The 3963-nt window shown below is 42.1% G+C and carries 4 protein-coding genes and 1 pseudogene; 2 read left to right on the plus strand and 3 right to left on the minus strand.

Going from position 1 to position 3963, the window contains the following annotated elements:
* Both BBG47_RS27235 and BBG47_RS27240 read right to left on the minus strand, forming a co-directional pair.
* Positions 1–210: hypothetical protein (locus BBG47_RS27235; RefSeq protein ID WP_139070801.1), on the minus strand; the 210-nt coding region annotated here is incomplete at its 3' end.
* A gap of 348 nt (positions 211–558) precedes the next feature.
* Complete coding sequence (locus BBG47_RS27240; RefSeq protein ID WP_065294356.1) at positions 559–1002, minus strand: hypothetical protein; 444 nt, start codon at positions 1000–1002, stop codon at positions 559–561.
* 45 nt (positions 1003–1047) lie between these two features.
* On the opposite strand from BBG47_RS27240, the pseudogene BBG47_RS27245 reads away from it, so the two are divergent.
* A pseudogene (locus tag BBG47_RS27245) lies at positions 1048–2004 on the plus strand (IS30 family transposase).
* 251 nt (positions 2005–2255) lie between these two features.
* Positions 2256–2579 (plus strand): 2Fe-2S iron-sulfur cluster-binding protein, encoded by a 324-nt coding sequence (locus tag BBG47_RS27250; RefSeq protein WP_021253380.1) that lies wholly within the window; start codon positions 2256–2258, stop codon positions 2577–2579.
* Positions 2580–2960: 381 nt separating this feature from the next.
* On the opposite strand, the gene BBG47_RS27255 is transcribed toward BBG47_RS27250, so the two are convergent.
* Complete coding sequence (locus tag BBG47_RS27255; protein WP_065294357.1) at positions 2961–3401, minus strand: GyrI-like domain-containing protein; 441 nt, start codon at positions 3399–3401, stop codon at positions 2961–2963.
* Positions 3402–3963 lie beyond the last annotated feature (562 nt).

A 3963-nucleotide genomic window follows, 5' to 3' on the forward strand; every position in this document is an offset into this window, starting at 1 on the left:
GAAATCCTGTTTTTCTTGCTCAGAAAAACCAAAGTAATTAGCGATTACATCAATTTCTTTCACAGTATCTTCCATGCCAATCTCGATAGTGTGACCTTGAGTTTGCAATACTGCTTGTTTCTCTGGCAGAGATGACGCAAACGCCATTGGTGCGAACATCGAAAATGCCATACTTACTCTTAACACCGTTCCGATCCATTTTTTCTTCAAGCAACTCGCCTCCAAATTTTTTTCTGGCGAGGATTACTCTTTATACATGGGGAGGACTCTGTATCACGATAAACTGCATACGCAACTGTATGTAATGATATATCATCTATTTCTAAGGGATTTAAAGAGTACCCTCACTTAGCGAGTATATAATATGTTGCGTATATTCCAAATTTTAGTTACTTGAGAAACAAAAAGTAAAGTAAACACCTTAAAGATGCTTTTGGCATTTTTAACTATTTTACTAAGGGAAAACTCCCCCCTGATTGTTTCCTGATGAAGCTGTAATTGTCAAGATCACGATGGCATAGATAGAGTAGCGGATGTACATTTTCTTTATGAACTGTTTCATGCTGAATCCCCCGTTTCTTGAGCATTGTGAGTAAAATACGCGCTTAACTTTTCAATTGTTGACTTTTGCATAGAATAGTGCAGTGCCCCTTCTAAGAAGTGATTAATACATGTTTCAAAATCACCAGCGGCTAAATAATATTCCCCTTTAATTTGAAGATAATCAGCGTATCTGGAACAGATTAAAGGGTTGCTCTTGTCTATAATGGATTGATCTATATTGCTAGTGCGCAGTAGGATATTAGCGCTTTCGAGATCATTTTGTTGCAGGAATAAGCGAAGAAGTTGATTGGTGGCAAGGATGACAGAATCATTACTACAGGACTTTAAAAATGAACGGAGTTGTTCAATAGATTTTTCGATCTCCCCTTTCTTTGTATTTGACGGATTGTAATATGAAGTGCGACAGCTAGAAAATAAAAAGGCCCATGTGAGTTTCATGTAAAATGGGAGTTACCACACAACCATTCATACAGGAGAACTAACATGAGCTACTCCCATCTTAGCATAATTGAACGTAGTAAACTAGAAACTCTTCTTCGACTCGGCTGGTCGACACAAGAAATTGGACGTGAATTAGGTAGACATCATTCCACCATTGCACGAGAAATCGAGCGCGGAAGGTCAGGCCAGACATACGAAGCCCAATCGGCTCAACAAGCTTATCGCTGCCGCAGAGCATCCAGTGCACCTGTTGGCACATTTACGCCTGAGCTTGCAAACGAGCTGACCGAGAAGCTGATTCAGACTTGGTCACCGGAACAGATAGCAGAGAAGCGTCGGTTCGAGAGTAAGACCTTCGTCTGCTTCAAAACCATCTATCGGTGGATATACGATGGACGGTTAGCAGCCGGTGATGTACAGGTATTACGGAATAAAGGCAAGCGTCAGAAGCCTGTGGAAACTCGAGGTCGGTTCATGGTAGGAACACCGATTAGCAAGCGTCCCAAAGAGGTTCGCAAGCGTGAAACCTTCGGCCACTGGGAACTGGATACCGGTGTCTCTAGCCGTGGCAAAAGCAAAGCTTGTGTAGCCACTTTTATTGAGCGCAAGACAAGGCACTATTTCGCATTGAAAATGCCTGACCGTACCGCCTATTCAATGGAGGTTGCCTTTGGTGTGATTGCCTGCCAATATCCTCAAGCTGCCTTTCAAACTGCTACCGTAGATCGCGGGAAAGAGTTTGCTTGTTATGCGAACCTTGAGAACTTTCATAATCTCAAAGTTTACTTTGCAGATCCGTATTCATCCTGGCAGCGAGGCTCTAATGAGAACGGAAATGGTCTTCTTCGAGAATTCTTCCAATAGGGCCATGATTTTTCTTTGGTCACCGATGAAGATTTGGCCAAGGCTATCTTTCTCATTAATAATCGTCCCCGTACATATCTCGGTTGGATGTCTGCTCACGAAGTTTTCATGGATGAACTGTCGCACTTAGCTTGACAATCCGTCATAACGAAAAAGCAACCGATCGATAATCGGCCACCTTCTTGTTGCATTTGAAATCCCTCGATTTTATCCGATGCCGCTATTATACAACCGTGATGAAGTAGCAAAGCTTGATCTCCTCATGCATAAAGGTTAACGCGTTCGGTTGTTTACAGATCGCGATTTTGGATAGTATGATAGTGATATTGCACATGATAAGCCATTGATTGCGCAGCTACCAAATTAGGAATGGGGAGAAGTCCAAAATGCCGACGATTCAAATTGAAGGAAGAGGCTCCTATGAAGTTGCAGAAGGAACTAAACTTGTGCTTGCCCTGGTGGATAACGGGGTAGACATATTGCACCGCTGCGGCGGCAAGGCCAAATGCACGACGTGCCGGGTCGAAGTGGTGGATGGAGACGCCGGTCCGGTTGGTGAAGCGGAAGCCGCTCTTCTGCAGGCCAAAGGCATTGCAGAATCGAACATCCGCTTATCGTGCCAGATTCAAGTACATAACGATCTTACTGTAAAACCGGTGATGACGGTATCGTCATCCGGTCTGGAGCCAGGCAATCGGCCGCAAGACTAACCGATCACGAACCGGCTTCCGGGCTCGTAACCACGCTGAGACATCTCGCATGAGGTGCTCACCGAAGCAGCTAAGCCTTATGCGAGCATGTCGCAAGCCTCGTCGTGCAGCGAACGCAGTGGTCGCCCGGCTAGTATCGCCAAATCCGGCGATACGCTTTCCATATCGGATAAAGACAGCAATCGATAGTTTAACGTTACTAGTGTTTGGTAAGTTGCGTTAACTGTCCGTTACTTTAATGAATACGACAGCTGATCTTTTGACCAGCTGCCTCTATCTCATGATTCAACTATCGTGTCCCGTTAGTTCAATCCCGAGGGACAAATGCCACGAAACATGAATATGGTTTATCTGATGCACCACACTTCTTTGATTAAACCCTCACAAATCTTTAATTTGAATGTATGAATCAAATTCACTTTCAGGATCTTCGTCCTTAAATCTTCCATCATAGACTTCAAAACATACAATGTCATGTTGTTCATAATTATTTGAGGCTAGCCAGCTGATAAGAATTTGAAATGTTTCACCAATCTTACTTATTGGCCCTTTATGAGTCATTCCAATATACTGGCCAGCTGGTATAACATAAGAAAACATACCTTCTGGAATTTCTATCAATTGTTCAACTTCTACCCCAGCTAAATACCCATGTTCATTTCTCTTAATAGCTCCAAGAGTTTCAGGAGTATTCTTACGACCATGTATTTCTTGAATTCTGGAAAATAAAATAGGCCAGACATCTCCATGGTTTATAGGATTACCTATGTTTCCAACTCCAATTACTTTCTTCTCTTGAAATTCATAAACCTCAGGTTTCATGTAATACCTCCTCCGTCTTTTTTGGTTTTATAAGTTTCGTGGTGTTTCGGCTAACGTCTTATTCACGAATTTCGTAAACAATTCCATATGTAGGGTATTCGCTAAACTTTTGAACTATCCTGCCCGTTAGCGAAATGACACACAGTCAGTTAACAGCTTTACTACTATATGTTCGCTGAACAATTTCATTTCTGCTAATCTCTATGAGAGTATTTAGTTTCGGGTATTTTCACGAGCATGACCGGTAATCGATTTTGGTAGTGATTTATACTCGTTTTATACAACGCTGAAGCATTGGAAACGAATTGTTTCTGTCACTGATGATAATGATCATGTGTATTTTCATTTTTATGACAGTTAGGGTTTTAAGCTATCCTGAGAAAAGTAGCCAGTCATAAGGAACTGGCTGCCTTACGTGTTTTTTATGAGCCATCGTACTCATTGTCTTACCGTCAGACTCCATGAAATAAGTTTTACCTTCGTTTATAATTAGATCGGCTATTTTTAATTATATTTCCACTTCCCCAAACAGCAAGTCGAGAATTTTCTCATCCGCCTTACG

The sequence above is a fragment of the Paenibacillus sp. KS1 genome, assembly GCF_001680695.1.
GTDB lineage: Bacteria > Bacillota > Bacilli > Paenibacillales > Paenibacillaceae > Paenibacillus_B > Paenibacillus_B suaedae.